Origin of the sequence: Streptomyces sp. H39-S7 (genome assembly GCF_027158205.1) — a bacterium.
Classification (GTDB): Bacteria; Actinomycetota; Actinomycetes; order Streptomycetales; family Streptomycetaceae; genus Actinacidiphila.
Genome location: NZ_JAPVLU010000084.1, coordinates 1 through 24,936, shown reverse-complemented (window position 1 = coordinate 24,936; position 24,936 = coordinate 1). Strand labels below are relative to the sequence as shown.

Below are 24,936 nucleotides of genomic sequence, written 5' to 3'. Positions count from 1 at the left end.
GGGCACCGCAACATTGCCGCCGGCCTCCGCCACGTCTCCTACGACCCCTTCAGCAGGCCGCTGGACCTGCTCAACATCCCCTGACCTGGCCGCCTACATGATTACCGGGACTTTGAAACACCCCTGGGGGTGGAGGGCGGGGTGATGTGCTTTGCGGGTCAGCCCTTGATGCCGGTGGTGGCGATTCCCTGGATGAATTGGCGCTGCATGACGACGAAAACGGCGATGATCGGCAGGGAAGCGAGGAGGGAACCGGCCATCAGAACGGGGTAGTTGGTCTGGAACTGACCCTGGAGGGCAGCCAGGCCGGCCGACAGGGTCATCTGGTCCGGATCGGTGTTGACCACCAGGGGCCAGAACAGGTCGTTCCACGACCAGATCAGGGTCAGGATCGACAGAGCGATCAGGCCGGGGCGGGCCAGCGGCAGCATGACCGACCAGTAGATCCGCAGCGGTCCCGCGCCATCCAGGCGCGCGGCCTCCTCCAGCTCTTGCGGCAGGCCGAGGAAGAACTGCCGGAGCAGGAACACACCGAACGCCGAGAACATCCCCGGGACGATCAGCGCCGGCAGGCTGTTGAGCCAGCCGAACTCGGACATGAGCTGGTACTGCGGGATGATGAACAGTTGCGGGGGCACCATCAGGACCGACAGGAACACCCCGAACAGCACGTTCCGGCCGGGGAAGCGGAGACGCGCGAACCCGTAGGCCGCCATCGAGCAGAACAGCACCTGGCCGGCCGTCCGGGCGAGGGACATCGACACGGTGTTGAGGAATTGGCGGCCGAACGGCAGCAGGTCGAAGACCTGGCCGTAGTTCTCCCAGTGCCCTTCGGGCAACAGGGTCGGCGGGACGGTCGTCGCGCTGCTCAGGGTCTTCAGCGAGGTGATGATCTGCCAGGCGAACGGAGAGACCATCGCCAGCGACGCCGTGATCAGGATCGCGTGGACCGCCCAGTTACGCCGCATAGTGGACCCATCTTTTCTGGAGCCGGAACTGCACCGCGGTGAGCAGCAGGATCACGGCAAGCAGGAGCATGACGATCGCTGCCGCGTAGCCCCGTTCGTTGGTGACGAACGCCCGGTCGTAGAAGAGCTGGACGACCGTCTCGATGCGGGGGAACGCCGGGTTGGCGCGGGCGGAGGAGCCGGAGCCCGCCATGACGTAGACCAGGTCGAACAGTTGGAGTGAGCCGATGACGGAGACCACGGAGACGAAGAAGGCGGTCGGCGACAGCAGAGGCAGTGTCACGCGCACAAACTGTCGGACAGGGCCGGCGCCGTCGATCGCGGCGGCTTCGTAGTATTCCTGGGGGATCGCCTGCATCCCGGCAAGGAAAATGATCAGGTTGTACCCGAGGCTGCTCCATACGCCCACCGCGACCAGGGCGTACAGGGCGGTGTCAGGATCGGAGACCCAGTTGGGGCCGGCGACCCCGACCAGCGACAGCAGGTAGTTGATCAACCCGTAGTCGCCGTTGTACAGCCACCGCCACACCATCGCCACGGCCACCGGCATCGTGATGACCGGCAGGAAGAACACGGTGCGGTAGAAGCCGGTGAAGCGCAGGTTCTTGCGGTTGAGCAGCGCGGCGAACACGATCGCCAGCGGGATGGAGACCAGGCCGAGCGCGGTGTAGCTGAGGGTGTTGACCAGGGACCGGCCGACCTCGGGGTCGTGCACGAGCCGGGTGTAGTTGTCCAGGCCGGTGAAGGTGTGACCGCCGAACGCACCCCAGGTGGTGAGGGAGAAGTAGGCGGTCTGCAACACTGGCCACAAGTAGAACAGGGCCAGGCCGAGCCCGGTGGGGGCGATGAAGGCGTAGCCCCACAGGGCCTCGGTGATCCTGCCGCGCCGTGTGGGCCGGTGGGCCGGCCGGCGGGAGGCAGCGGCGGGACGTGCGGCGGTGAGTGTCATGTCATTCCTTGGCCAGCAGGGCGTTCATGTCGGCGGCCAGGGACGCGGCGGCGGTCTCGACGGGCGTGGCACCCGACCACGCCTTGGTCAGCCAGGTCAGTTCGGCCTCGTTCCAGGCCGCAGTGTTCTTCGAGGTCGGGAACGGGACGGCGTAGGAGACGGCGTCCAGGAACGTCTTGACCTTGAACTGCGGGTGGGCCTTGACCCAGGCGCCCTGGGTGCCGGTGTAGGCCGGGATCGGGCCCTTCTGCCCGAGGATTTCGGCGGCCGGGCGCGAGCCGAGGAACGTGACGAACTCCGCGGCCTGCTCGGGGTGCGCGGTCTTGGCCGAGATGACGTTGGCCACGCCGTGGATGACGGTGGCCTGCTTGACGCCCCTGGGCAGGGGGGCGACGTCGACCGAGTCCTTGGTGGCGGCGTTGGCGCCGAACTCGGTGGCGTCCCAGGAGCCGCCCCAGTACATCGCGATCTTCCCGGCCTCGAACAGTTGCAGGGGCACGGTGTCCGTCATCGTTTTGAGATCCGGGGACTGCCGGTCGCGGATGAGGTCGGTCCAGAACTTCAGGCCCGCGATGGTCCGGGGATCGTCGTAGCCGGACTTCTTGCCGTCCGGGGAGATGACATGGCCGCCGGCCTGGGCGATGGTGTTGTACTGGTACTCCTGGGCGCTGGTCAGGGGCGCCGCGGTGCCGTAGACGCCGTGGGCCGGGTCGGTGAGTCGCGCGGCGGCGGATTGGAAGTCGGCCCACGTCCAGGTGTCGGCGGGATAGGGGACTTTCTTGGCGTCGAAGAGCTTCTTGTTGAACCAGACGCCGATGGTGTCCATGTCCTTGGGCAACCCGTAGGTCTTGCCGTCGTAGGTGTAGAGATCGACCAGCGGCTTGGGGTAGACCGACAGATCGGGGTGGCCCGGCAGCGGCCGGATGACGCCGTTGGAGGCGTAGAGCGGGAAGTTGGGACCGTTCATCCAGAAGACGTCTGGGGCGCTGCCGCCGGTCGCGGCGGTCTTGAGCTTGGTCCAGTAGTCGGCCCACGGGGTGAGCTCGACGTGGATCGCGATCTGGGGATGGGTCTTGGTGAACTCGGCCGCGAGTTGCTCCATGACGGGCTTCTGGTTGGCGTCCCAGACGGCATAGGAAAGCGTGGTCTTCCCCCCGGACTCCGACCCGTCGCCACCGCCCGAGCATCCGGCGACGAGCAGGGTCAGACCGAGCAGGGCGGCACCGAGCCGCAGCGGTGACTTCATGCGATAATCATGGAGTCCAGGGAAACTAAGTCAAGTCCCCTGACGAAACACGTCTCAGACGCGGGAGAATCGGTCGGTCGAGGTGAGCTCCCCGCCGCCCTGGAGCGTCGATTCGATGTGATCGAGGGCCAGGCGGATGGCTCCGAGAACCACTCCCTCGTCACCGAAGGACGAGATGCGGATCTCAGGGGTGCGCAGACACCAGCGGTCGATCTCGCGACGCAACGGCTCGACGATGAGGTCACCGGAACGGGAAAGACCACCGCCCACCACCACGAGTTCGGGGTCGAGGGTCAGGATCAGCGCGGAGGCGCCCACCGCCAGGTCCTTCACGTAACGGCGGACGGCCGTGGCGGCCTTCTTGTCCCCGGACCGGGCCGCGGCGAAGACGTCCTGGACGTCGCCGGCCCCGGACCTCGACCAGGAGAGCAGATGCTCCTGCCCGCGCATCCAACCCGCGGCGGGCAGCGCGCCGATCTCGCCTGCGGCGTTGCCGAAACCGCGGTGCAGCTTGCCGTCGATGATCAGCCCGGCGCCGGCGCGCAGACCCGCGAACAGGAAGACGACGTCCTTGGCGTAGCGGGCCACGCCGGTCCACGTTTCGGCCAAGGCTGCGACCTTGCAGTCGTTCTCCACCAGAACCGGGCCCCCGACCAGGCGACGCACATGGGCGGCGACATCGACGCCGGTCCATTCGGGAAGGGCGTCAGAGAGCATGACGCGTCCGGTGCTGTCGACCAGACCGGTCGTGGCCACGCCAGTGGCCCAGATCCGGGAGGCCTCCAGGTCCGCCTCGCGCAGGGCCGTCGCAACGGCCTCGTCGACGGCGGCCAACCGTTCCTTGCGGCCGAGCGCGGGATCCACAGCGACACGACTGCGGTGCAGGACCGTGCCGCTGAGGTCCGCGACCTGGGCGAGGATCTTGTGGCCGCCGATGTCGACTCCCAGGACCCGGCCGGCGTCGACCTCGAAGCGATAGCGGCGCGCCGGGCGTCCGACGGTGCCCACCGCCGGCTCCGCCTCGCTGACCCATCCGCGTTCGCGCAGCTCGCGCACCACGTCCTCGGTCGACGCCCGGGACAGGCCAGTGCGCTTGGCCAGCTCGGTCAAGGTGAGCGCCGGCCCCTCACGCAGCACCCCGATCACCGCGAGTCCGTTGAGCTGCCGGAGCCTGGACAGGTCTCCTCCGCTCAGATCTTCGGTCACCACACCCCCTTGAGATTGGCCGTCTGTCAGCCTAATAATTATGGAGTCCTGTGAAACCCTCTGGAAGGATCCCATGTCCGCTGTGACTCTAGCCCTCGTCGGTGCGGGACTGCGCGGCCAAGCCTACGCACGGCACTCGGTCGAGGGCGGTGCCGGGCGAGTGGTCGCTGTGGCCGAACCCGACCGGCACCGCCGCGAGAGCGCCGCCGCCGAGTTCGGCATCCCTGCGGCCAACGTGTTCGAGGGCTGGAACGATCTGGTCGCGGCGGGCCGTCTGGCCGACGCGGCCATCATCGCCACGCAGGACCAGTTGCACACAGAACCCGCGGTGCGGATGGCCGACCTCGGCTACCACATCCTGCTGGAGAAGCCGATGGCGACCAGCGACGCCGAGGCCACCCGCATCACCGACGCCGCCGACCGCAACAAGATCATGCTGGCCGTGTGCCACGTGCTGCGCTACACGTCCTACACCCGGACCGTGAAAGCGCTGCTGGAGGCGGGCCGCATCGGGCGGCTGGTCAGCGTGCAGCACTTCGAACCCGTCGGCTGGTGGCATCACGCCCACTCGTTCGTGCGCGGGCACTGGAACCGGCAGGACACCTCGGCGCCGATGCTGCTCACCAAGTCCTGCCACGACATCGACTGGCTCATCCACCTGTTCGGGCAGCCGCCGGCCCGCGTCAGCTCGTTCGGGAACCTGACGCACTTCCGGCCCTCGGAGCGCCCGGCGGAAGCGGCCGACCGCTGCTTGGACTGCCCGCTCGAGCCGTCGTGTCCGTACTCCGCCAAGCGCCTGTACCTGGACTGCCTGGCCGATCCCGACCAGCACGCCTGGCCGCTGAACGCGGTCACCGACGGTCGTACCGAAGACGACGTCCTGACTGCCCTGCGCACCGGCCCCTATGGCCGCTGCGTATACGCCTGCGACAACGACGTCGTCGACCACCAGGTGGTGAACATGGAGTTCGCCGACGGCGCCACCTGTTCGTTCACCATGAGCGCGTTCACCCCGATGGAGCACCGCCGCACCCGCCTGCAGGGCACCCACGGCTACGTCGAGGGCGACGGCCGTACTCTGCGCGTGGTCGACTTCCGCACCGGCGCCCAGGAGACGATCGACACCATCACCGCGGGCGGCCCCTCGGCAGCCGACGGCCACGGCGGCGGCGACGAGGCCCTGACGGCCGCCTTCCTGGCCGCCGTCGCCACCACCGACCCCGCCCTGCTCCTGTCGGACGCCGCCACCAGTCTCGCCACCCACCGCGTCGTCTGGGCAGCGGAGCAGGCCAGGACCACCGGCACCGTGGTGCACCTCTGACCGGGCGCCCGCGGTCGTGACAGCGGAGAGACGGGCCGCCGGCCCGGCGCCGGCCTCAGACGCAGGCGCTCAACTTCCGCCGGGGTTGGAGGAGGCACGGTGCACCCTGGTCTCCGAGGGCGTAATCGGGCGTCCGGACGGGTTCGAGCTGATCTGCAATCCGCCGTTCAACCCGCGCTCCGGGGACCGCCGGTGGACCCAGATCTGCATCGCGATGATCGCCCCCATGACCCGCCGATCAATCCTCGAATCACCACCAACCCGGTGAGGAGCGTGAACAGAATCAAGTGCGGAGAACGGGATGTAACAACGGGTCACAATGCCCTCCGAGGTGCGGGGCGGTGCTTCGGAGTCGGTGGGACCACGGCAGAGTGTGGGCATGGACGTACTCGATCTTGCCCGTGCCCTTGTTCTGGAGCGCCACCCCGACGCCCGCGCCGCGTTCCTCGGCGGCAGTGTCCTGACGAGCCGGCGCACCGCCCGCTCCGACCTGGACGTCGTCGTGCTGCTCGACGGCCCGCCCGCCCCGTACCGCGAGAGCCTGCGGTACGGGGACTGGCCGGTGGAGTTGTTCGTGCACACGGAGGACTCCTGGCACACCTTCGTGACCCCGGAGATCGTGCACCGGAACTCGCCCCTGTTGTGGATGTGCGCCGAAGGGGCGCTGCTGCTCGACGCCGACGGGACCGGAGCACGGATCGCGGAGACGGCGAAACGCCTCGCGGCCGCAGGCCCGCCCCCGGTCACCGACACGGCGCTCGAAGACGCCCGGTACGCGCTGACGGACCTGCTCGACGACTTCGCCGCTTGTACGGATGCGGGGGAGCGGCTGTTCGTCGTGGCCGAACTCGTCCGGCGGAGCGGCGAGCTGGCGCTGCTGACCCACGGCACGTGGCTCGGCGGCGGCAAGTGGCTGGCCCGGCGCCTCGAACCCGTCGCGCCGGACCTGGCCGCGCGCCTGGACGAGACGGCGCAAGCCGCGCTGCGCGGCACGCCGGGGGGCCTCACCTCGCTGGTCACGGAGGTTCTCGACGCGGCGGGCGGCCCGCTCTGGGAGGGGTACCGCCGCAGCGGACCGCGTTAAGGCGCGGCGGACACGGGCCGGGGTGAGCCGGGCGGGCTCGGCCGGTTTCTCCCAGGGACGGCGGAGATCGGCCGCGGCCTCGCGGGTGAGCCGGAGCTGGGTGTGTGCTGCGATCACGAGCCACGTCCACCGGTCCGCGGCCTCGGGAGTACGGAGCCTGGGACGGTCCAGCCGAGCGTCTGCTTGACAAAACGGAAGGTATGTTCAAGATCGAAGCGCCTGAGGAACGCTTGCCACCGCAGGTCGACATCCTCGCTGGTCATGCCGGTCTTGGAGGACCACAGCCAGACAGGCAGCGGGTCGTGACCGCCGGGCAGATGGTTTACCTGGAGGCGGATCAGGGTGCCCTCGATGGTGGGGAGTTCGTCGTCGTGGTCGATCCACGCACTGCGGGTGGTGAGCCGGGGGTGGATACGGTCCCAGGCCACCGCCTTCACAATGCCGTAGCGGTCGGTGAACTGCACCGTCTCCGTGTCGGGATCGCCCCAGGTCTCGGGCTTGGAGAAGCGGAACTCCTTGCCGTGCTTCGGCGGTCGCCGCCTTGAGGATAGGACAGGGCGTACTCCTTGAGCGAGGGCGCCGGACGGCGGCGCATCACCCGGTCTGCACGCATGCGTCCGAGGACCTCGACGGGCAGGCCGTCGAGGAGGTAGGCCATGCGCGGGGCGTCGTAGCCGGCGTCGAAGACGACCAGGATGTCGCCATCACCAGTTTCCCACTGACCTTGACCGATCAGGCCGGTGACCACGCGGCGGACCGGGGCTGCGGTGACTTCGGCGCCATCCACCTTGTGTGCGTCAGAGGTTCATGACGCAGAGCCTCGTGCCGGGCGCTGTCCACATTCCATGCCGGGCAGGTGCGGGCAGTGTCCACTCCTGTCCACCCGTTCCTGCCGGTGAACGGTCGGTTCACCCGCCCATCGTCATGGCTCTGACCTGCCGCGATCCCAGAGCCTCATGTCCCGGCGGATCTCCGGGTTATAGTCCACCCAACAATTTCCCTGGGTGGGTCGGCGCCGAGTCATCCCGACGGTAGACCTCATCAACCCCTCGGGCTCCTCTTCAAGCATCTGATCGACCACCCCGAGCAGCTGGCGCAGGTCCGTCAGGACCCGGCCCTGCTGTCGGCCGCGATCGCCGAGACGCTGCGGTACACCCCGCCCGTCCAGCTCGTTCCCCGCCAAGCGGAGAAGGACGCGGTGTTCGCCGGCATCGTCGTCCCGGCAGGGGCCACCGTCTTCTGCATGATCGGCGCGGCGAACCGCGACCCCGACGCCTTCAGCGCCCCGGACACCTTCGACATCCACCGCCAGGACCTGGGCACCGATCGCTCCTTCACCGCCGCCGCCCAGCACCTGGCCTTCGGCACCGGACTCCACCAGTGCGTCGGTGCGGCCTTCGCCCGCGCCGAGATCGAGACCGTGGCCGCGCTGCTGCTCCCCCTGCTCGACCAGGTCCGCTACAGCCCCGGCTTCCGCTACCGCGAGACCGGCCTGTACACCCGCGGTCCCGCCGCCCTGTCGCTGGACTTCACACCGATCCACGCAGGTGTACCGGCCAGGGCGGAACCCAGCCCCTCGTCCTGCCCTCTACCAGGTCGGCCGGTGCCCTGCCCTTGCCGGTAACGGTAGCGGTGCCGGTCACCGCGAGGTTCGGAGGGAACTTCCGGAACCGGGACGAGCGGGGGTGAGCCGGCATGGTCTCCATCGGGGAGAGACTAAGCAGCGCGCGAGGACGGGCCTTCATCGGCCGGGACGAGGAACTCGGGCGCTTCGCGGGGGCTTTGGCCGGTGATCCGCAGGCGCCGTTCGTGTTCTACGTGTCCGGACCCGGTGGCATCGGGAAGTCGACGCTGCTGCGGCGGCTGGCGGGCCACGCGCGTACCGCGGGCCGGCCGCTCGTCGAACTCGACGGCCGTTTCGTCGGCCGGGATCCGTCCGACTTCGAGCGGGCGGCCGGCCCGTTCCTCGACGTTCCTGGCACGGTCCTGTTCGTGGACTCCTTCGAGCACTGCCAGTGGCTGGAGAGCTGGCTGTGGCACCATTTCCTGCCCCGCGCCGCGGACGGCGCCCTGGTCGTCCTGGGCGGTCGGCTCGCACCGCAGCCGCAGTGGAGCGCCGACCCCGCCTGGGACGGACTCCTGCACGTGACCGAACTGGAGCCGTTCTCCGCGGAGCAGGCCCGGAGCCTGCTGGTCGCGGCACGGATCCGGCCCGAACTGCGGGACCGGGTGCGGGGCGGGGTCGGGATACAGTTCGCGCCGCGATGTGGTCGGCCAGTTCCTCGGCGAGTTCCCTGAGCCCGTGCCGCAGCGGCATGTCGCCGTAACGCATGTCGTGCCACCGGCCGAAGGCCCGACTCCGCATGTCCTCAATACCTCGTGTCGCAGCCGACCTGAACCCATCACTCAAGACCTGGGCCCGTGACGGTGCGGCAATGGCACTGCCATGAGCCCAGGGCCGCGACCGCCGCTGGCCCTACTCGAATCGGTGACTGGGGGACGGCGAACGGACAGCTCTGATGTCTGAGCCGGTGTAGCCGGGGGGGATATTGTCCGGGCCGTGTCGGTCGGCGGCCGGCGCCCTGCGTTGCGCGGGGGCGGGGTGTCGGTGTCGTGGAGTGGCTTGGCGCAGCGGCCGGGTGAGGGTGATCTGGCGGACCAGTTGTTGGAAGCAGGCCAGCGCCGCGATGGCGGGCAGTGCAGATGCCGCGCCGGCGGCGATGGTTCTGGGTGCCTGCGCTACGCACAGGAGGGTTGCCAGAGTGGAGAACAACAAGACGATGGACCAGGAGTGGAGCGCGCGGCGCTGGTGCAGGGCGGATCGGAGGATGGACAGGGAGGCAACCGTCCAGGGGCCGTAGACCAGCAGGGGCCACCAGATGACCACTTGACGGGCTGTGTGGGGTGCGGCGCTATGGCGCAGAGCGCCGCAGATGGCCAGTCCGCTGAGGATGCTCACCACAGCGGCGATAGCGGCGACCAGCACGGCGGTGAACAGGCTCCCCGTTCGCAGCAGGGCCACTCGCGGCGCCTTCGCCTGGTTCCGGCGATGCCTGGTTGACGGTGGTGTGCGCGCATCCTCGGTAGGGGTGGGCTGTAGTCCTGCGACGAAGTCCATGGTTTCGGCCGTGCCACCGGGGTGGCCGAAGTCGGCTGGGGCGAAGGGCTCCGGCTGTGTGAGTGCGGCGTTGTCCCGGAGAAGCCGGGCGAGTTCCTCTGCCGGGTCCCATGGCGGCTGCGCCTGGTCAGGGGCGGCGAGCGTTTGCTCGGGGGAGGGGTGCTGTACCTGCTCCGGCCAGCCCCAGATTGCGGTGGTGTCCGGCTGGGGTTGAAAGCCTTGGATACCCGGGTATCCGTAGGATTCATACACGGGAGCTGGCACCTGCGAACTCACCAAGAGTCGTGGCGGTTGGTGTCGTATTCGCCGACCTTCGACCGAACTCGACCTGGATCATGCTCATCGTGTGGAGGAAGTCCTCGAAGATCGAGGAGGAGTAGCGAAGATCGATCTTCTGATTCTCGTGTTCCAGTGTCGCGTTCCGGGTCCCGTCGCCGCCGGTTGAGCGCGGAGTGAACATCCACGTCCCGATCCGGATGGGGTGAAGGCCGCCGCGCCGTCCGTCTTCCTCTGGAGTTTTGCGGAGGAAGATCGGGAACTTTGCTGTTGTCATATGCGGTAAACGCTCTTGACGCGGGTTGGGTGTGTGTCATTCGGGGGAGGGTGGCCGGCGCGCACAGTGTTGACGGTATCTTATCGGTTTTGCGACCCATCAGAACGGCGGCATTCACGCCTTCTTTCACACCGCCATGACTCGAATCGGGAGACGGCGAGCCGCGGGTGGACGCAGGCAGCGCCAGAGAACCATCTCTCGTGAGATCTCTGTCGCGTTCGCGCCGGGGCGGCAAAGCCAGCCGTCTGCTGCGATGTGACGGCCCTGCTGTGTGCGGCGTACCCACCAGCGGGAGTTCTCGCACAGGGCAGGACCGTGGACGGACGTCTTCGGCTCTCAGTTGTGGGCGTTCTGGTGACCGACGAGCGCCCTTCTGGGCTGACTGATCATTGGTCAATGAACATGATGCCGAGTCGTGCAGATTGCTGCACATGGCTGCAATCGAAGGCAAGGGCACAACTCCGCATATGCCTCTGCGTTATGTTCAGCAATCGCCGGGGCTCCCGTCCCGCGCGCCACTTTGAAACCAGAATCTGCCATTGAAAGGACCGGCAATGAGAGGGACTTTCCTGTGGATCATGCTGATTTCCGCCGGACTGAGCGCAGGCTTGAGGGCGCTGACGTCATCAGGAACAGGCCGCCTGTGGGATGTGGACACCCGCGAACTGAGGCGCCAACAGCGCTTCGAAAACGTTCTGTCCCTCCATGTGTGCACCACTCAACTGTCTTCACTGCCACCCGCGGCAACGGCACAGCTGGGGTCGAAACCTGTCAGGGTTTCCGGCAATTCGCGTGCGGAGCCGCCATGCGTCCCTGCGCCGCGTCAGCCACCCATTACACCGGACCGGTGCGACCCAGCCTCCCCGGGACCGGTGCCACCAGCCCATGCCGTATGAACGAAACGTTGAAGCCGACCTTGATGCAGGGCGCCGATCCGCGCAATAGGTTCCCGCTGCCTCCACTGGCGTCCCTGCCGAAGCGAGCAGCCGATACGTACGGCATGGCCGGGTCAGCCTTCCCCAACCAACTTCCTTCCGAGCGAGTGTCTAATAACGGACCTGTCTCACATCGGTGGTGACGGAGGGTGCCGCTATCCGAGCACGATGCGGTAGCGGAGGCGCGTCCGACAGGACGTGCTCTTGGAACCGGGCTTGCCCCGGTCCGCGGGGCTCGGACCTCTGAGTCCGCCCCCTTTTTAGCGCGGACGTGGGCAGAGTCGAGGACCGCGCGGGACAGGTCGAGGAGACCGGCATCGCTGAGGCGGTGCAGGGTCTCCTCGTGCAGCCGGTTCCCGGGGAGCGGCGAGGCTCGCGGGGCCTGGTCTGCGCGTCGGCGGGACGTTCGGTGGTTGCCGCCCCGGGCCGTCACCTCTTCGAGGTGCGTCCGCCGGCCATTCTTCTTGTCGCGCACCGGAGCCAGGATCCGACACAGTTGCTTGCGCTCTGTCTCGGGTGGGGTGTCAACCGCAGTGGCTCGGACTGGGGTGTCCGTCGGCAGTGCCGGAGTCGCTGTTGGTTGGTAGCGACTTTTCTGCCGTGGGTGAGGCCAAGGCCCTTTGTGGCTATAGTCTGCGGCGAGTAAGCGGCGGGAGAGATCGTATCGGCGGTGGGGGGCTCATGAATTTCGACCATGGACGGGTCGTGGCCACTGCCGCACTGGCTCTCGGAGCCTGTTGGGGCCTGTCAGCCTGCAACGATGGTTCCCGCTCGGCAGGGAGTGCGAGCGCCGCGCCGACGGCTGCCAGCAGTGCGTCGGGATCCGCACTGTCCTCGGCCTTGCTCACACCGACCGGCTCGCAGGCGGTCACGGCATCCGTCAGCCCGAGCGCGGTGGCGAGCACCTCTGCGGCTCCCACTGCCCCAGCGGAGGCAGGAGCCTCCCGGCCGGCGGCAGCGCCGAGCGCCGCCGCTGCGGTCCGCTCCGCGTGCAAGAACCTGGCGGTCCACGCCGACGTGAAGTCGGCAGTGACCCGAACCTGGGAGCAGGCCAGGAGGGTCAGTCACATCCAGCCGAAGCCCGGCAACTTTTTCTACGGCAGCTGTGGCAGCACGCTGTATGCAGCCGCCCGCTTCGAAGCTGGTGCCGGCGCGACAGACGACGACCGGGTCCAACTGCAGGACGAGGGCTCGGGCCTGCAGTTCTTCCGGTTCACCCCCAGCACCGGGTGGTGGCTCGTCGGCTCCGACGCCTATCCGGCCACGGATGCCTGCTCGAGGTTCGCGCCCGTCGCGCTGGCACGCCAGTGGAACTGCTCCTGAGCTGATGACCAGCGACGTGGGCCCGCCGGGGGCGCCGCCCGGGTGTCCAGCGCGACGCAGGTGGCGGAAATCCTGGCAGCGTGTCCGGCGTCGGAGCAGGCGTGAAGCTCGGGCAGCGCTGGTGAAAGAGCGCTTGGAGGCGGTGTCGTCCAGCGAGGGGGCGTTTTCGCCGCCCTCCCGCGGCGAGGCCGCCTCCGCGGTCCGGGCCGGGACGGCGGCCCGCCGCTCGAGCCGGCCGGCACTCCTCGGGGCCGCGGCGCGCGCAGCCGCGGCCCCGCTGCCCGTACGGTCAGCGGACACTACCCTGCAGCTCCTCAGGGAGGCGCACGGTGAGCTGGACACCGGCCCCAGGCCATCCGCGGCCTTCCTGGATGGCTCCGGCATGGTGGCCCCGACCGCGGCGTACACCGCCGCCGGGGCCCATGTGCCTTCTACCGCCCAGCAGTTCGCAGCCATGGACGAACAGGCCGCAGCCCGCCTTGTCGGCGGCCGCGGAGCTGTGACCGGCGCAGTGCGTGCTGTACCGGGCGTTGCCGGGCCCTGCGTTAGAAGGTCAGGTTCCAGGCGTCGATCTTGCCTGTGTCGGAGGAGGCGTTGTCGTTGACGCGCAGCTTCCAGGTTCCGTTCGCGACCTCCGAGGAGGCGTTCACGGTGTAGGTCTGGGCGATGTTGTCGGCGCTGCCGCCGGCGTGGTTGTGCAGCGTGTAGACGGTGCCGTCCGGCGCCACCAGGTCGACCTTCAGGTCACCGATGTAGGTGTGCTTGATGTCCACACCCACCTTGAGGGTGGCAGGGGCGCTGCCGGTCACGCCGGTGACGGCGATCGGGCTCTCCACGGTTGCGTTGTCGTTGACGGCGAAGTCCGCGAGGTTCTCGAAGTACTTGCCGGGCGGCGGGGTGGTCCCGACGGCCTTGAGGCCGTCGACCTGTCCCTCGCCGAAGAACGAGTTGTTGGCCGTCGTGCCCGTGCAGCGGCTGTCCGAGGGGCAGGCGATGTCGTTGGCCTGGGCGGCCAGCTTGGCGCGGATCTGCGCCGGGGTGATGCCCGGGTTGGCGCTGGCGATGAGTGCTGCCACGCCGACCACGTGCGGGGTGGCCATCGAGGTGCCGCTCTTGCTGCCGTAGCCGCCGCCGGGGACGGTGGAGTACACGTTGCTGCCCGGCGCCGCGACGTCGATGACGCCCTGCCCGTAGTTGGAGAACGAGGCCTTGGTGACGCCCGTGCCGTTGGCGGCGACCGTGACCACGCCCGACAGCTCGGTCGGGATGTCGAGGCAGGCGTTGGTGATGGTGCGGGTGACCGGCGTCGAGTCGTTCGGGCTCGCGGAGTCGGTTGTCTTATGGGCGAGATCGTAGTTCTCGTTGCCCGCGGCGGCGATCTGGAGGGAGCCCTTGCCCTCGGCGTACTCCTGGGCGCGCTTGACGCCCTCGATGATGGCGGCCTGGTCGATGTTGTCCGGGCAGTTGAACTGCCACGGGTCCGTGTAATAGCTGTTATTGGTGACCTTGAAGCCGTGGTCACCGGCCCAGACGAAGCCGCAGATGGTGTTCTCGGCGAAGAAGAAGGAGTTGCCCGGCTCGGCGACCCGGACCGCGGAGATCGTCACCCCGGGGGCCACACCGACGACGCCTTTGCCGTTCTTGGCCGCGGCGATGGTGCCCGCTACGTGGGTGCCGTGCGTGTCGACGTCCCGCCAGGCGCCGGCACGGGTGTCGGGCTTGCCGTAGGCGCAGGAGACCGAGTCGGCCGCGTCGAAGTTGGGCGCCAGGTCCTGGTGCTGGCCGTCCACACCGGTGTCCAGGATGCCGACCTTGACTGAGGCGGAGCCCGGGTTCACGGCCCAGGCCTGGTCGGCCTTGATCTGGCTCATGTCGGCCCGGACTGGTTCTCCGGCCGGGGTCGAGGCCTGAGCCGGATTGGCCGGGAGCGCCGGGTTGTAGGCGTCGGCCGGGACGTCCGAGGTGCGCGTGGCACCGACCTGCTGCACCCCGGCGACGCCGCGCATGGTGGCGGCGAATCCGCTGGCCGCCGAGTGGGCGACGATCACGCCGATGGCGTCGAAGTTCGAGAAGACGGTGCCGCCGCTGGCCGCGATCGCGGAGCGGACCGCCGAACTGTCACCGGGTGCGGTGATCACGAGGTAGGCACGCGTGCCGGCCACCCAGGTCGCACTCTGGGAAGCCGGCACGGCGGCCGGAGCGTGGGCCTTGGCGGCCGGCGCGGCGGAGGGGGCGACGGGGAGGGTGCCCGCGAGGGCGCCCGGGGCGCCGAACACGAGGGCGGCGCCGAGCGTGGCCGCCAGCACCAGCGTGCGTCTGGGACGGTTGGATATGTGGGGTATCAATGCGTCCTCCGGAGACGGCCCGGTCGTGCCGAGGGCACCGGCCGGGCCGTACGAAACGAGTGGTGAATGCACGATGTCAGACGGGTCCTCCTGTACGGAAGTACCTTTCCGTGCCGCGACGTTGCAGGGGCATGGCTGAAAAGCCCCGCTGGGGGTGCTGGCGCAGTACCGGATGGCCACCCCGAGCAGATACACCGGGTGATCGCTCCCTCGGTGGGTATCGGGCAGACTCGGAGGCGGCCGGCCCGGCTGCGCGTTGAGAAGCTGATCGACTGCATCACCCTGCCGCAGGCCGGACGGACCCGGGTGTGATTCCCCACGGCGTACAGGGTTCTCTCGACCGGCCACCGGCGCGGCAGCACGGTGAATCCTCTGGCCGATGTCCATGCGGCGGCCGCGGCGCTCGGATCGCCAGGCGGTCAAGACTGGTTCGACCAACTCCCACCGTGCATCGGACAGATCACTGGGATAGCGGCGGCGTTCAGCGGTCATGCTTTTCTGGAGTCTCGATCCGGACTCGCCGTCGCCAACCGCGGCCGCTGGGCGAGGTCAGCGCGATGTCATGCCGCTGACCGGGTCGCAGGTCGGCCGGTACGGGAGGGACGGAAGGTAGGCCGCCCATTCATCCCGGTTCAGGCTGCGCCCGACGACGGTGCAGACACGGGTCGTGGCCGCACCAGGATCGAGGGCCCAGCGAATGATCCTGCCGTCCTGGCCGCCGGAGACGAGGGCACTGTCGGCGGTGAAGGCCAGGCCGCGGACTGTACCGGTGTGGCCCGTGAGGGTGACGAGGCGGCGGCCGGTGCCGACATCCCATGTCACCACCGTGTGGTCGTCGCCGGCCGAGGCCACAGTGCGGCCGTCCGGGCTGAAGGCCAGAACCTGGATCGGTGCGCTGTGCCCGCTCAGTACCATGATCTGACGGTAGGTCACCGCATCCCACAGCGTGATCGTACGGCCGTCGCCGGCGGTGGCGAGGGTGGTGCCGTCCGGGCTGATGGCCAGGTCCTGCACCACGCCCTGGTGGGTGTCGAACCGGTCGGTCTGGACGCCGGTCGCGAGATCGATGACGTTGACGAATCCCCCGACGCTCGTGGTCAGCAGGCGGCGCCCGTCGGGGCTGAACGCCAGGGCCGTGGCCAGGCGCGCACTCTTGGGTGGCGTCGCAACCGGTGACGCCGGGTGGCTCATGTCCCACAGGTAAGGACCGAGCGTGGCCGCGGCGAGGTAGTGGCCGCCGGGGCCGAAGGTCACGTCGGTCGAGGCGCCGACCGCGGGGATCTGGATGGGCCGGCCGACGGGCCGCTGAGTTGTGGTGTCCCAGATCGTCAGGCTGCGATTGCGGGAAACGGCCGCGAGCAGGTGACCGTCCGGGCTGAAGGCGACCGCCTGCACGCCGTTGGGCTGATTTCCCAGCACGCCGACCGATCTCCCGGCGCCGTCCCACAGTCGCACGAAGCCGTCGCTGCCCGCCGAGGCGATGGTGCGTCTGTCCGGACTGACCTCCACATCGTTGACCTGTGCGTCGAACCCGCCGAACGGCTTGTTGCGGAGGTCGTGCAGCACGATGCCGCCGTCCCAGCCGGCCGAGGCGAGGATCGACGCGTCGCGGCTCAGGGCCACCGCCATCGTCTCGACGCGGCCCCGGTCCCGGAAGGCCTGCGGGGGCTCGACACCTCGCAGGTCCCGCAGTGTGACGGTGCCGCTCTCGTCCGCCACCGCGATCTTGTCGTTGACGGGGGCGGAGATCACCCATCCGAACGAGCCGTGCAGGGGAAGGGAGGTCGCCGGAGCCGTCAGATCGCCATCGAGCCAGAGGTACACCCCGCGGTCGTCCGCCCCGGCCGCCAGGCGGTGCCCGGAGGGCTCGAACGCCAGCGAGTCGACATGATCAGCGCCGCGCAGGGTGGTACCCGCTTTGGTGGCCGTGTTCCAGACGATGGGACTCTCCTGCGCGGCCGCCGATACGAGGTACTGGCGGTCGGAACTGAACGCCAGGGACAGGATGGCGTGCTGGTGGCTCCGCAACGTTGCGGACGGCGCACCGGATGCGCGAGTGAGGTCGTACAGGGCGATGCCGCCGGTGTCGGTGCCGGCTGCGATCGTCGCGCCGTCGGAGCTGAAGGCCATGGCCGCGGCGGGGTGGTCGATGTGCAGCCGGCGCACCTGGCGATGGGTGTGGGTGTCCCAGACGGTGAGGGATCCGGCCGTCCCGTCGAGCGCCAGGGCGGCGAGCCGGTTCCCGTCCCCGCTGAAGGCCACGGCCATCACCCGCCCGGCGTGCCCGCCCAGCGTGGCGATCAGGGCGCCCCTCACCGGATCCCACAGACCGACCGTCCCGTCGAGGGCCGCCGAGGCCAGCAGCGAGTGATCCGGGCTGAACGCAAGTGCGTAGACGGCCGGGCCACCGGCGTTGAGGACAACCGGTCTGGGCGCTGCGGCGGCACTGAGCAGGCCACCGCTGGTTTCGGTGTCCGGGTGCAAGCGGTACGCCTCCACCGCCAGCCGGCCAGCCAGAGCCGGATCGGTGGCGAGCAGATTCCTGGCCCGGAGTGAGAGCTGATCGGCGAACGTCACCTGCTGCTGCCGGCGGGCGTCCGTGCGCTGGCTCATGGCGACGAAACCACTGACGATGGCCAGCGTCAGGAGCAGGGCCATGCCCATGACGAGGCGCTTGAGCAGGCGGGTGCGGCGCCGGGCGCTGTCGTGTTCCGCGAGTTCCGCGGCGTTGCCCGCCGCAAGAAAGGCGTCCTCCAACTCGTTCAGGTTTCCGGGATGCTCCTGGGCCCAGGAGCGGGCGGCCGACAGTCGACCGCCGCGGTACAGCGCCCCACCATCACGGTCCAACGACTGCCAGCCGTGGGCGGCCTCGGTGAGCCCGCGGTGGACGAGCAGGCTCGCCCGGTCGTCGGTGAGCCAGCGGTGCAGCCGGGGCCAGGCCCGGATCAGCGCCTCGTGGGCCACCTCCACCGTGCCGTCCCCCAGCACGACCAGCCGGGCCTCCGCCAGCCGGTCCAGTACCTCGCCGACCACCGGCGCGTCCGCGACACCGTCGAGTTCAGTGCGGACGATGGGCCGCCGGGTGTCGTCGGTGCCGTCCCCCAGTGCGGTGAGCCGCAGAAAGATCTTGCGGGCGATCTGCTGTTGATCCGGGCTGAGCCCGTCGTGAACCCGCTCGGCGGTCTGGGCGATCGCTCCGCGCACACCGCCGCTGGCGTGATACCCCGCCAGAGTGAGGGAGTTGGCCGATCGCCGCTGCCATGTCTCCAGCAGGGCATGCGAGACGAGCGGCAACGCGCCCGGCTCCCCAGCGGCATCGGCGAGCACCGTCGCCAACAGGTCCGGCTCGACCCGTAACCCGGCGTGAGCGGCCGGCCCGACGATGATCTCCCGTAGGTCGGTGGCCGACACCGGTCCGACCAACAGCTGCGCCTGGTCTCCCAGCGCCTCGGCCAGCCCGGCATGCTGGGAGAGATGCGCCAGGAAGTCCGCGCGCACGCCGACCACCACCGTGGTGCGGCGTCCGGGGCCGTGGGCCGCGTCCAGCAGCGCCTGGATGAACCGGCCGCGTTCGCTCTCGTCGGTGCACAGGGTGAAGACCTCTTCGAACTGGTCCACCACCAGCAGCGCCCGGCATTCCTCCGGATCGCCGGCCAGCGCGCCACGGAGCGCGAGGTCCAAAGCGGCTGGATCCTGCGACAGGTCCTCGGACATCCGGTGCGCATCGGCGCCGGACAACTGCGCGACCACGTCGGACAATGCGGCGACCGGATGGGCGGTCGGCGTCATCAGCAGGATCCGCCAGCGTCCGGCCGTCCCGGGATCCGTCGCTATCGAACCGAGCAGCCCGGCTCGCAGCAGCGAGGACTTCCCGCTGCCGGACGCCCCGAACAGCGCGACGAACGACAGCTGCTCGACCCGGCTCACCAGACGCCCGACCAGCTGCGAGCGGCCGAAGAACCGCGGCGCCTCATCGGCCTGGAACGCCGTAAGCCCCTGATAGGGGCACTCCTGCCGCTCTCCCGCGCCTGCGTCGTCACCGTGTCCGGACTGCTTGGGACCGGCCGCCCGCGCCTTCGCGGCCGCCGACCACCGAGCGCGCCACTCGTCACGGTCACCGCCGCACGCTTCGGCGTAGGCCAGGACCACCTCCAGCGAAGCGAGGCGCTCGCCCCTGGCGGCATCCGCCAGTGTGCTCGCCGAGAAGTGCACCCGCTTGGCCAACAGGCGATACCCCGGGTTGCCGGCCTGCTGCCGCAACTGTCGCAGCTGCCAGGCCAGCGCCTGAACCGCTCCGGCCTCCGGATCCACCGGTTTCTCCAGACGACCCACAACTACCCCCCACGACCATCAACGCGCGCTGCGCCACGACCACTTCAACACGCCTCGACGAACCCCCTGGTCATGCTAAGCCTCCCCGATCATGCGGGCCCCCAGCCGCCCGAACGCGCCAATCTCGCCCCGTGTGTTTTGTCCGGCGTTGTTTGTCCGACGCTCCCACACCTGTCGGACAAACCCCTGGCGAGGGAGGTTGTGACACATACGGCAAGGGCGCAGCACGAGGGCCCGGACCGGTCCGCCAAACCCACAGGGGAGTTCACATGCTTCGACGCACCACACAAGGCCGCGCACGGGGGCGCGCCACCATGCCTGGGGTGTCACCACGCCGGCCCTAGGGGCGGCGGGTTTCGGGGCCGCGACCCCGGCCGGTGCCGCCCGGATGGTCGCGGCGAGAACGGCCCTGGCAGGCGAAATCATCGGCGCTGCCGCCGCCACCCATGGGGCCGGCGGAGGCTGGAGCGAGACTTCAACGTCAACAGCGGGGGCGACGAAACGTACCGCGCGCACCTGTGTCACAACCGCTCCGGGGCAGCACCGGCTTCGTCGGCGCCCCCTCACATCGCCCAGAGAATCCGTGCACTTCCGGGCTGCCACGACTGTACGAAACCCCGTCGTACTGCTCACGGCCCCGCATCCACTCATCAGGAGGAACATCACTATGCATGTACGCATCCGATTGATCACCGCTGCCGCTGCCCTCATTCTCGGATCGGCCGGCGCGCTGTTGCCCACTTCGGCTCAGGCGGCCCCTGCTGGGGGTTGCTGGAACAACGGCTGCAGCGGGCTGGATCCCGCCGCGTACTGTCAGGGGGATGCCGTGACCGTTGCTTCGGCCGCGATCGGGCCGGCGGTCGTGGAACTCCGGTACAGCGACTCGTGCGAGGCGATCTGGGCACGGATTTCGCAAGCGAAGTACGAGTACCCGGGTGACAACTCACCCGGGCACGCAAAGGTGATCCGCAATAGCGACGGTGCGTCCTACACCTGCACCGTGCCGTTGGGCGGCACGTCCTGCTACACGCGGATGCTCGGGGATCACAACGTCACAAGCTACGCGTACGGTGACTTCGACCGGTCACCGTACAACTGGTCGGGTCGCACGGGATCCTACTGACCGGCCTCCCCGCCGCCACGAGGAGCGTGCTCAAAGTGGCGTCGTCCGCCCGGAGGGCGTCTCGCGTGGTCCGGTGGGTGTGATCGCAAGGTGCCGAAGTGCCCTGGTGGCTCCGCTACCAGGGCACTTCGGCTCCGCCGGGAGCGTGCAGGCAGGCCGTGAGAGACGACCGGGACTTCTCCAGCACGACCTTGCAGTGGGCGGACTTCCTGCCTCGCTCGCCCGTTCCGTCGTCCCGCGATCCGACTGTCGCGAACGGTGGCAAGGTCACGTCGAGGAGCGGTCAGCGGGAACCTGTACCGGCCACGTCGGGTGCGACGCGGCCGGTAGGGAGGTCAGGCGTTCGGTCAGGGGGTGTTGTTGGCCAGAGCGAGCAGGCGGGTGCCGTCGCCGCTGAACCGGTCGCGGTCCACCGCGCCGGAGATGCCGCTCACCGAACCGGAGTCGGAGTACTGCCAGAACGTCCAGTACGGGAACCCGCTGGGGATGCTGGGGCTGGACGCGGTGGTCCAGTGCGCCACGAACAGCGGGCTCTTGGCGGACATGCCGCCCCACGAGCCGGTGCACGAGTTCCACCAGCTCGGGCTGGTGTAGATGACGACGTCGCGGCCTGTCCTGGTCTTGTACGCGTTGTAGAAATCGAGAATCCAGGTGCGCATGGCCGAGGTCGACTTGCCGTAGCAGCCGCCTTCGAGGTCCAGCATGCCGGGAAGCGTCAGGTTGTCCCGCGACCAGGCACCGCCGTTCGCGGCGAAGTAGTTGGCCTGCGAGGTCCCGCTGGAGAGGTTCGGACGGGCGAAGTGGTAGGCGCCGCGGATGACCTTCGCCTGGTACGAGTTGAGATAGTTGGCGTTGAAGAGGGGATCCTTGTAGGTGGTGGATTCGGTGGCCTTGATGTACGCGAACTTGATACCGGCCGCCTTCACGGAGGACCAGTTGATCGTGCCTTGGTAGTGGGACACGTCGATCCCGGAGGTAGTCGCCTGGATGACCCCGACGCCCTGCGGGGCAAGGGACAGGTCGCGGGTATCCGGCGTGAAGTTCTGGCCGTCCAGGAGATAGCCGGCACCCATGTAGCCGTCGCCGAGGGGGATGGTCCCGCTGGTCGGCGCCGGCTGCGCCCAGGCACTGGCGGCCGACACGGCCAGGGCGAGAGACAGGCTCGCGCTCAGCACGGTCGCGGTCAGCGGGCTCCGCAGGGTTCCGGGGTGGTGGATTCGGGAGAACAAGGTGTTTCCTCCAGGCGTGGTGGGGGGGTGGGGGGGCGCAGCGGGTGCCAGGTGCTTCCCGGCACGTCATCTACTCGCGTAGCTGGTGGACGATCACGGTGCCGGGGCAGACCTGTGGTGGCCCGGACGGCCGGGCCCGCGCCGGGAAGGTGGACGATCAGTGCGTGGCGCTGCTCGGTGTCGGCATCGATCCGGGGTGCGGGGGTCGGATCAGGACGTGCCTCGGCCGAGGGCGGTGCGGGCGGATACAGGTACGCCGTGACCCCGCGGGGCGGGGCGCGTCCGCCTCGTTTGATGCGGACACGTCATAAGTGACGCATGAACCGAAGCGCCGCGTAAAGGGGGTGCGAGCACATCTATCCGGTCTAGACCAGGTGGGAGATCCCGGAACAGCAGCGATAGGTATCCGACCACGGAAATTTTCATCGATGTGAAACTGATCGCGGACACCCAGGCGCACACAACGGCCTGTTGCCCAGCTCCCGGGTCTTGGCCGGCCTCCGGTACGCCGTCCTCGCCTACAACGGGGGCATCGACCGGGAGCCCTCCCACCACTCCCGCGCATCCAGGCACCGAACACGGCAGGCAGTTCCCGATGACCCGTCCGTGAGCACGAGCGCGAGCCGGGGCCCTTCCCCGGCAGCCTCTATACCCGGAGACTCCGGGTCATGACGGTCGTATCGGAAATGGGGGGGTTTGCGGTCGGTGCGGCGACGTGCGGACCTCCAGGCAGGTCGGCGTACGAGGACGATCCTCCGCCTTACGATGCACCGCGCCGGCCGCCGCGAACCAGACGAACCCCTCCGGCCAGAGCACTGGTCACCGCAGAAAGCGCTCAACGGCCTCGCGGGCGCGGGCGTTCGAGGCCGCCGCGTCGGCCAGCGACCGGGCGAGCTCGCCGATCCACTCGTCCAGGCCCACCGGGCGGCGCGACAGCACGATGCCCCGCACCTCCTTGCGGATCTCGCCGACCAACAGACCCCGGCTCATCCGCAGCGAGAGCCGGCGCTCCCCGAGCATCACGTCCAGTTCAGTGACCGAACCCTCGCGCCCGGCGATCCGCTCCGCGACGGAGCGCTTGCGTCCGACCCGCACCGCACCGTGCGGCAGCGAGTCCACCAGGCTCACCGACAGCACCTCGGCGTAGAGGTTCAGGTCCGCGCTGTCCCGGCGCAGCGCGGCGGCGAGAAGCTCCACTTCCCTCGCGCTCTCCCCCTCAGACATCGAGGCTCAGCACCATGGTCGGACGATCGATGACGTGGTCGTCCCGCAGCGGTCGCACCGCGGTGCCGATCGCGAAGAACTCGGTGGTGTGCGATCCCCAGGTGTGCGAGTGCTGCCTCAACTGGACCGCCACGATCCCCTCAGCGCCGAGTTCCTCCGCCTCCGCCTGCATACGGCTCATCGCGAGCTCGCGCGCGTCGTAGAGCGCCTGGGTGAACGGTTCGATCTCGACGTTGCGGCCCGTGTTGCTGAGCACCTGGGCGAAGCGCTGGTGCGCCACGTGGTAGACGCACGACCCCATGACCATGTCCAGGGGCGCGTATCCGGCTCGGACCAGCGTCCAGAAGTCCTGACCGGACAGGTCCGAAGTGAACGGCTTCCCCTTGTTGTTGAGCCAGGTCCCGCCAGGTCCCGGGTCCGCGCCGTCCGCCTCCACCGCCGTGCCGATGGCGATGAACTCGGCGACGTCCGAGCCGAACTCCTTGAACTCGATGTCCAGCCGCACCCCCACGATCCCGTCCGCCCCCAACGCGCCGGCCTCCGCCTCCATGCGGCTCATCGCCAGTTCGCGTGCGTGGTACATGGCCTGCGACAGCTTGGTCAGTTCCTGGTTCTTCGACCACCGTCCGAGCTGGATGCCGACGTGGTAAACGGAGGAGCCGAGGACCAGGCCCAGCGGCCGGAAGCCGGCCTCGCGCACCAGCAGGAACTCGTTCACCGTCAGATCCGACGTGAAAACGGGACGCTTCTGTCCCGGCTGCGCCTGCGCGAGTCGCCGCATGGCGTCCTCGGGCACCCCCGCCGCGGCCAGTCGTGCCGCATCCTCCGCCGTGTCCCGCCTGGGCAGCTCAGTCATGCCAGCGCTCCCGCTCCAGTCTCATGATGGTCAGTGGCCGGGGCCCGGCGGGCCGCTTCGCGCGGCCGAACCGGGCGATCGAGGTGCCGACGAAGACCGCCTCCGCGGTGTAATCCTGTGTGTTCCCCAAGGAGACGCAGTCGCTCGCCCGCACCCGCAGCTCCATGTCGTCCACGACCAGCCCGTCCCCGCCGTGCGTCGTCGCCTCGCGGGCGAGCTGCGTCCTGGCGTCGTGGCGCACGTGGTTGATCAGCCGGGTGTAGCCGTCGACCTCCTGGTTCCCGGCGGTCCAGCGGGCCCGGCGGGTGCGAAAGTCGTCGTGCCGGGCCGCGACCGAGATGCCGAAGGCCAGGCCGGTGGGCACCCAGCCGGCGTCCATGAGCTTGGCGAAGTCCTGGCCGCTCAGATGCGACGTGAAGGGCTGCCCCGGCCGGACGCGCGAGCGGCCCCGCACCGCGGTCCCCAGCGCGGTGAACTCCAGCCCACCCGCGGGGAACCCGCCGACCCGCAGCGTCACCGCGACGATCCCGTCGCCCCCCAGCACCCGGCACTCGGCCACCGCACGGCCGAGCGCCAGCCGGCGCGCGGCGTACATGGACCGCACCAGCGGCGAGAACGCCACCTGCGTCCCGCCCCCGTCCGCCCACGCCCCCGGGCAGCCCGCCCCGCCGCCGTATCCGACGTTGAACACAGCCGTCCCGAGCACCTGCCCGACCGGCTCGAACCCCGCACCCTTGACCGCCGCGAACCCCCCGGCCGACAGCACCGACCCCCAGGCCCCGCGCGAGTCGGCCTCACGTCCCTGCGTCATCGGCTCCGGCCATCGACCTCTCCGCTCACCACACGATCACATTGTTGCCCAGCAGCGTATGGCACCCCCCAAACGCCTTACCCACCCCCCTACGACGAAGGCCCCAACCGGAAACCGGTCGGGGCCTTCGTCTGCCCAGCTGGGCAGGTGCAGAGGATACGAGACCCGAGCCGTCGGCAGCGCTCGGTCACCGGCTGCGTGCCACCTCCCGGAAGGGGAAGGTACACCGCCGGCCGGCTGCGTTCGGACAGTCACCAACCAGACTAGGGCGCAGACACTTCCGTGTGCGGCGGGGCGCTATGCGACTCCCGCC

General features: G+C 69.3%; 18 protein-coding genes and 3 pseudogenes. 6 read left to right on the top strand and 15 right to left on the bottom strand.

Annotation, left to right across the window (positions count from 1 at the left end; genetic code table 11):
• Positions 1-158 precede the first annotated feature (158 nt).
• Genes O3X23_RS41220 through O3X23_RS41205 form a run of 4 tightly spaced genes read right to left on the bottom strand, consistent with a single transcriptional unit; the run spans position 159 to position 4,369 of the window.
• Complete coding sequence (locus tag O3X23_RS41220) at positions 159-968, bottom strand: carbohydrate ABC transporter permease (RefSeq protein WP_269279569.1); 810 nt, start codon at positions 966-968, stop codon at positions 159-161.
• Entirely contained in the window at positions 958-1,917 is a 960-nt protein-coding gene (locus O3X23_RS41215; protein WP_269279566.1) for a carbohydrate ABC transporter permease, read from the bottom strand. Before O3X23_RS41215 ends, O3X23_RS41220 begins: the two co-directional genes overlap by 11 nt.
• Before the next feature lies 1 nt (position 1,918).
• A complete protein-coding gene (locus O3X23_RS41210) occupies positions 1,919-3,163 on the bottom strand; it encodes an ABC transporter substrate-binding protein (protein ID WP_269279563.1) in 1,245 nt (414 codons plus the stop codon).
• A 54-nt stretch (positions 3,164-3,217) separates the two neighbouring features.
• Entirely contained in the window at positions 3,218-4,369 is a 1,152-nt protein-coding gene (locus O3X23_RS41205; protein WP_269279560.1) for an ROK family transcriptional regulator, read from the bottom strand.
• 73 nt (positions 4,370-4,442) lie between these two features.
• Between O3X23_RS41205 and O3X23_RS41200 the strand changes: the two genes are divergently transcribed.
• Entirely contained in the window at positions 4,443-5,690 is a 1,248-nt protein-coding gene (locus O3X23_RS41200) for a Gfo/Idh/MocA family protein (protein WP_269279557.1), read from the top strand.
• 379 nt (positions 5,691-6,069) lie between these two features.
• The gene (locus O3X23_RS41195) at positions 6,070-6,774 is read left to right on the top strand and encodes a nucleotidyltransferase domain-containing protein (protein ID WP_269279554.1); all 705 of its coding nucleotides are present in this window, start codon (positions 6,070-6,072) and stop codon (positions 6,772-6,774) included.
• On the opposite strand, the pseudogene O3X23_RS41190 reads toward O3X23_RS41195, so the two are convergent.
• Positions 6,727-7,558, bottom strand: a pseudogene (locus tag O3X23_RS41190) (transposase); the annotation flags it as partial. The gene O3X23_RS41195 and the pseudogene O3X23_RS41190 overlap by 48 nt on opposite strands.
• A 159-nt stretch (positions 7,559-7,717) precedes the next feature.
• Here O3X23_RS41190 and O3X23_RS41185 point away from each other — a divergent pair.
• A complete protein-coding gene (locus tag O3X23_RS41185) occupies positions 7,718-8,398 on the top strand; it encodes a cytochrome P450 (protein WP_331284012.1) in 681 nt (226 codons plus the stop codon).
• Between the two features lie 71 nt (positions 8,399-8,469).
• Positions 8,470-9,072, top strand: coding sequence for an ATP-binding protein (locus tag O3X23_RS41180; RefSeq protein ID WP_269279551.1), 603 nt, complete (start codon positions 8,470-8,472; stop codon positions 9,070-9,072).
• Positions 9,073-9,250: 178 nt separating this feature from the next.
• Here O3X23_RS41180 and O3X23_RS41175 read toward each other — a convergent pair whose 3' ends face one another.
• The 3 genes and pseudogenes from O3X23_RS41175 to O3X23_RS41165 all read right to left on the bottom strand — a co-directional run.
• The gene (locus tag O3X23_RS41175) at positions 9,251-9,796 is read right to left on the bottom strand and encodes a hypothetical protein (protein WP_269279548.1); all 546 of its coding nucleotides are present in this window, start codon (positions 9,794-9,796) and stop codon (positions 9,251-9,253) included.
• A 340-nt stretch (positions 9,797-10,136) separates the two neighbouring features.
• Complete coding sequence (locus tag O3X23_RS41170; protein WP_269279545.1) at positions 10,137-10,445, bottom strand: hypothetical protein; 309 nt, start codon at positions 10,443-10,445, stop codon at positions 10,137-10,139.
• Positions 10,446-11,551: 1,106 nt separating this feature from the next.
• Positions 11,552-11,732: pseudogene (locus tag O3X23_RS41165) on the bottom strand (IS5/IS1182 family transposase); the annotation flags it as partial.
• 677 nt (positions 11,733-12,409) lie between these two features.
• Here O3X23_RS41165 and O3X23_RS41160 point away from each other — a divergent pair.
• Positions 12,410-12,703 carry a hypothetical protein gene (locus O3X23_RS41160; RefSeq protein WP_269279542.1) on the top strand — a complete coding sequence of 98 codons (294 nt, stop codon included), beginning with the start codon at positions 12,410-12,412 and terminating at the stop codon, positions 12,701-12,703.
• 545 nt (positions 12,704-13,248) lie between these two features.
• Here the strand turns inward: O3X23_RS41160 and O3X23_RS41155 are convergent.
• The 3 genes and pseudogenes from O3X23_RS41155 to O3X23_RS41145 all read right to left on the bottom strand — a co-directional run bounded on the left by O3X23_RS41155 (position 13,249) and on the right by O3X23_RS41145 (position 19,359).
• A complete protein-coding gene (locus O3X23_RS41155; RefSeq protein WP_269279572.1) occupies positions 13,249-15,009 on the bottom strand; it encodes a S8 family peptidase in 1,761 nt (586 codons plus the stop codon).
• A gap of 426 nt (positions 15,010-15,435) precedes the next feature.
• Positions 15,436-15,540, bottom strand: a pseudogene (locus tag O3X23_RS41150) (IS5 family transposase); the annotation flags it as partial.
• Between the two features lie 57 nt (positions 15,541-15,597).
• Positions 15,598-19,359, bottom strand: a complete 3,762-nt coding sequence (locus tag O3X23_RS41145) for an nSTAND1 domain-containing NTPase (RefSeq protein ID WP_269279539.1) — start codon at positions 19,357-19,359, stop codon at positions 15,598-15,600.
• 688 nt (positions 19,360-20,047) lie between these two features.
• On the opposite strand from O3X23_RS41145, the gene O3X23_RS41140 reads away from it, so the two are divergent.
• Positions 20,048-20,503, top strand: coding sequence for a DUF2690 domain-containing protein (locus tag O3X23_RS41140; RefSeq protein WP_269279537.1), 456 nt, complete (start codon positions 20,048-20,050; stop codon positions 20,501-20,503).
• A 347-nt stretch (positions 20,504-20,850) separates the two neighbouring features.
• On the opposite strand, the gene O3X23_RS41135 is transcribed toward O3X23_RS41140, so the two are convergent.
• The 4 genes from O3X23_RS41135 to O3X23_RS41120 form a co-directional block, all read right to left on the bottom strand.
• Positions 20,851-21,732, bottom strand: a complete 882-nt coding sequence (locus tag O3X23_RS41135; RefSeq protein WP_269279534.1) for a GH25 family lysozyme — start codon at positions 21,730-21,732, stop codon at positions 20,851-20,853.
• Between the two features lie 819 nt (positions 21,733-22,551).
• Positions 22,552-22,956, bottom strand: a complete 405-nt coding sequence (locus O3X23_RS41130; protein ID WP_269279531.1) for a hypothetical protein — start codon at positions 22,954-22,956, stop codon at positions 22,552-22,554.
• Positions 22,949-23,812 carry a heavy metal-binding domain-containing protein gene (locus tag O3X23_RS41125; RefSeq protein ID WP_269279528.1) on the bottom strand — a complete coding sequence of 288 codons (864 nt, stop codon included), beginning with the start codon at positions 23,810-23,812 and terminating at the stop codon, positions 22,949-22,951. Before O3X23_RS41125 ends, O3X23_RS41130 begins: the two co-directional genes overlap by 8 nt.
• Positions 23,805-24,623, bottom strand: coding sequence for a hypothetical protein (locus O3X23_RS41120; protein ID WP_269279525.1), 819 nt, complete (start codon positions 24,621-24,623; stop codon positions 23,805-23,807). Before O3X23_RS41120 ends, O3X23_RS41125 begins: the two co-directional genes overlap by 8 nt.
• Positions 24,624-24,936: the final 313 nt, after the last annotated feature.